Source organism: Rhodococcus sp. LB1, assembly GCF_001583455.1.
GTDB lineage: Bacteria > Actinomycetota > Actinomycetes > Mycobacteriales > Mycobacteriaceae > Rhodococcus_F > Rhodococcus_F opacus.
This window is the reverse complement of the sequence record NZ_LTCZ01000435.1, coordinates 1-3,734: the sequence shown is the minus strand read 5'-3', so window position 1 is coordinate 3,734 and position 3,734 is coordinate 1. Positions and strand designations below refer to the sequence as shown.

General features: G+C 65.7%; 4 protein-coding genes and 1 pseudogene. 3 read left to right on the top strand and 2 right to left on the bottom strand.

Translation table 11 applies throughout. The features are described 5' to 3' along the window. The first annotated feature begins 225 nt into the window (after window positions 1-225). Together AZG88_RS46130 and AZG88_RS46125 are read left to right on the top strand one after the other, a co-directional pair. Window positions 226-801 (top strand): hypothetical protein, encoded by a 576-nt coding sequence (locus AZG88_RS46130; RefSeq protein ID WP_231914440.1) that lies wholly within the window; start codon window positions 226-228, stop codon window positions 799-801. Between the two features lie 169 nt (window positions 802-970). After that, the gene (locus AZG88_RS46125) at window positions 971-1,918 is read left to right on the top strand and encodes a hypothetical protein (RefSeq protein ID WP_061701392.1); all 948 of its coding nucleotides are present in this window, start codon (window positions 971-973) and stop codon (window positions 1,916-1,918) included. Window positions 1,919-2,213: 295 nt separating this feature from the next. Here the strand turns inward: AZG88_RS46125 and AZG88_RS46120 are convergent, their stop codons facing one another. Together AZG88_RS46120 and AZG88_RS46115 are read right to left on the bottom strand one after the other, a co-directional pair. Next, entirely contained in the window at window positions 2,214-2,435 is a 222-nt protein-coding gene (locus AZG88_RS46120; protein ID WP_061701391.1) for a hypothetical protein, read from the bottom strand. Between the two features lie 85 nt (window positions 2,436-2,520). Continuing rightward, a pseudogene (locus AZG88_RS46115) lies at window positions 2,521-2,910 on the bottom strand (SOS response-associated peptidase); the annotation flags it as partial. Window positions 2,911-3,089: 179 nt separating this feature from the next. On the opposite strand from AZG88_RS46115, the gene AZG88_RS46110 reads away from it, so the two are divergent. After that, on the top strand, window positions 3,090-3,734 hold a 645-nt coding region (locus AZG88_RS46110), incomplete at its 3' end, for a site-specific integrase (RefSeq protein ID WP_197488042.1).

Sequence of the window (3,734 nt, the reverse complement as noted above, 5' to 3'; positions counted from 1 at the left end):
ACGCACGCGCGCCCACCCCGTCGATCTCGAAAACCTCGCCTACGCTGCGTACGAGTTCCGGGAAGGGCTGATTCTGCTGCAGGGCATCACCCCTGACCGCTGTGATGCCGCAGCCACCGAGTTACTGGACAGAGCGCATCACGCCGGGGAACGATTCTTCGCAGCTGTCGCTGGGCTCCCCGCCGCGAGCGCACACTCGCCGGCCACTGGGAGAACGCCGCGGTCATGCGCTACCGGTACGGGCTGGAGATCTTTGCGCGCGCCGAAGACCTCGGCGCCGACATGCTCGCCCAACTCGCCACCCACCGGCGCCCGTCGTTGCCCGCGCTCACCGAACTGTGCGACGTCTGTACCCATGCCCGCGCCCTCGATCAGCACCAACGGCCCGAGATGTTCGGGGCCATACCGCGCAGTGCCACCCGACGGCTTCACACCGCCCCCGCCGACCACGGTAGGGCCACCGGGAGGTCCTGCATTGTCGATCAAGCTGAACTCCGGTGGCGGATCCGCCGCGATCTGACAAGCCTTGTCGTCGAGAACGCCCTAGCGGGCAACGGAATCACCCGGGAAGCCGAACGCCACCTCGTCCCGTGGCTGAAACTGGCGTGCGAGACCCTCGACAGCCCGATGAGCATCGACGGTCTCGAGGATGTCGACGCGCAATGGCGCGAGCGCCGCCGGCCCTACATGCTCGCCGCCGCAGATCGGGCCGACGTGATCATCGTCGACCCGATCCCTCGTCAGCGCGCGACCCTGTGGTGGAAGCTCGTCCACGGCGATGAACTGCCGCCGCCGCTGTAAGGCGGCACGTGTCGGCGTCGCCCAGAAGAGATGGGGACGTGTCATATCCGCAGTCCATCATCACTTTTCGCCGAGAACAGCGATGCAGCCAACCTCATGGGCTGCGCCATACGCTCCGGGCCCGAGCCAATAGCGGTACAGCGCATCACGCCCGCGCTACCGTCTACCTATGGGGACGACATTTCACGGGCCGAGTCCCTGGCCGCACATCACCCGTGCCATTCGAGTGAGAGGGCTGCGCCACGCCGCAATCGCCTACCTCGGCGAGGACGCACCCACGCTGCTGCCGCTGCGGGCCGGCGATCTCCTCGTCGTGAACGCCTCCCGGGCGGCGGTGCGCGCGCATGTGACCTCGCCGATTGCGCTTGCGTACTACGTCGAGGCCGGCGTCCGGGTCCTGTCATCGCCGAACCTGCACGCCAACGTCATCGCCACCAGTCGGCGGGCGATCATCGGCTCCGCGAATGCCTCCCACAGCTCGACCATCGCCGATGAGGCCGTAGTCATCACCGACGACCCGGAGGTCATCGCCGCCGCCCGCACGTTCATCGACGGTATCGACGAGATCACCGAAATCGATCAGGCGTTTCTCGACAACGCCACCACCGAATGGCAGATCGGCCGGTCGGTGCCGATCCCCGGGATCGGTGGCCGGATGCGCGCCAACCGCGACTTCCTTCCTGCGCGGGTGACCCGGATGTTCCTGCGGCACATCGTCGAGTACGAACCCAGCGAAACCGAGCAACAGACCTGGGCCACCCAGGCGGGCCGATCCTCAGCCTCCACCGGCGGGCCGGCAGCGACATATCAACTCGAATGGTTCCGCCCAGGCGACCGACGTGCCCGCCTCGGGCGTGGCGATGTCCTCATCTTCACCGACGACAACGACTGGATCTACCCGCCCGCGGTCGTGGACTCAGACGCCATCGCGATCCCGCACACCCACAGAGCCTTCGGCCATCTCATGCTCGTCCGGGCGGATCTGCAGCCGCTGTCGGTTGCGGACGCCGAGCAGCAGCTCGCCGACCTCGGGCACCCCAATCCCCGGCTGACCACAGATCACCGGATCATCTCCGCCAGCCTGCGTGCCGCCCTGCTCCGACTCTGGAACCTCTGACCTGTATCCGCTGACCCAGCGGCGGATCGGACCATGGAGGAAGCGCTGAGCGACTGGATAGCTGATGTCCTGAGACCGGTGCGGCCGCAGATGTTGCGCGAGCGCGATGAGCCGGGCGGCTTCAGCATCGACCTCATCGAGATGATCGCGCGCGAATACCTGGCCAGGAGGCGGAGCACGCCACGGCACCCACCGCCACAATCGGTCACTGCGCCCTGGCGAGCCGGTTGCTGCGAAATGCAGTGCGCCCCAGCACCCGGGGGCTTGGGTGCTGAGGCGCGGGCGTGTGACCGATTCAGGAGAGGTTGAGCGGTGCGTACGGGGGCGGGGGCGGCGGGGTGTACTGGCTGATCGGGACGCCGCCGATGGTGCCGAACTGGTCGAGGTCCATGCGGAACACGACGCCGTACTCGGGGTCCCATTCGTAGGTGCCGAAGCCGTTCTCGGTGTGCTGCGGCCCTGCGGTGTCTGTGGGCTCGGCCTGGTTGCCGATGCTGCTCTGCGCGTCCTCCGCCATGCTCCACCCATTACAGCGTCGCATTGTTAGGTTGCAAGTCGTCGGGTCTCCCGTCGGATCGGGGAAACGCGATCCGGCCGCGGAGTCAGGCCACGGGCTCGAGCAGGTGGGGGCCGTTGTTGCGCGGGGAATTCACCGCGGTACTGACCTCGTAGGTCTGCAGGACCGGATCGGGCACCGACGCGAGTAGCGCCTGGACGTCGTCCTTGTCGGTAAGAGTTGGGTCGAGCCAGTGCTCCTGGAACGTCGCCGGCAACACCACCGGGCAGCGGTCGTGGATGCGTCCGAGCGCATCGGTGGCCGGCCGGGTCAAGATGGTCGCCGTCCACAGCCAGGCGTTCGGGTCGTCCTCGGGCAGCGCACGATCGCGCCACAGCTCGTACAGGCCGGCCATCGCGAGCACCCCGTCGCCGTGCAAATAATGTGGGATCTTCTTGTCGTCGCGTTTCTCCCACTCGAAGTACCCATCGGCGGGCTTATCCGGAGTCGCATAGAAACGTCGTCAATGGCGAGTGAGAGAACGGAATATCTGAACCCCGTTCATTGGCGACGATGTAATCCGGAGCGGGATGACAACGACGTCAGCGGCGTGTCGACTTGAGGAACATTCGCAGCACGCCGATCATCGGAGATGTCCAGGAGAGGACGAACGCGATGATTCGAGTGCAATCTGTCGCATCCACCAACGACGAACGGACATGGACCGTTCTCGGCCGCGATCATCTCCCCCTTCCCGCCGTCGAGCTGTATCTGGAACACCTACGACAAACCCGTGCATCGCCGAACACCATTCGGTCCTATGCTCGCGCGCTTGCCCTATGGTTCCAGTACCTCGACCTGCTGAAACGGCCGTGGGAAGACGCAAGACTTGAGGACGCGACCGGATACATTGCGTGGCTGAGGACCGGCCTACACCCCGATGTCGTGCCGATCGGCGACATGCCGTCACGGATGGCGGATTCGACGATCGCCACTCGCATTCATGGTATGCAGTCGTTCTACACCTTCCATCAATGGCGCGGACTCGAAGTCGCGCCATGGCTGTACTCCGGTGGCGCTGCCCGGAACCCGTCGTACCGCCCCTTTCTTCATCATGTGAACCATCGCAGACCGCAGGTCACCATCCGGGTGCGTAACAAGCGAACGACGCCGCCGACTCTCACGCCGCGCCAGATTGAGGCAATCAAGGACTCGTGCGCGCGATTTGACGAAGCGAGCCGCAGTTGGAGCGGATGCCTTCGGGACCGGTTGCTCTTCCAACTGTTGGAGGAGACGGGCATGTTCTCCGGGGGTCAGCCC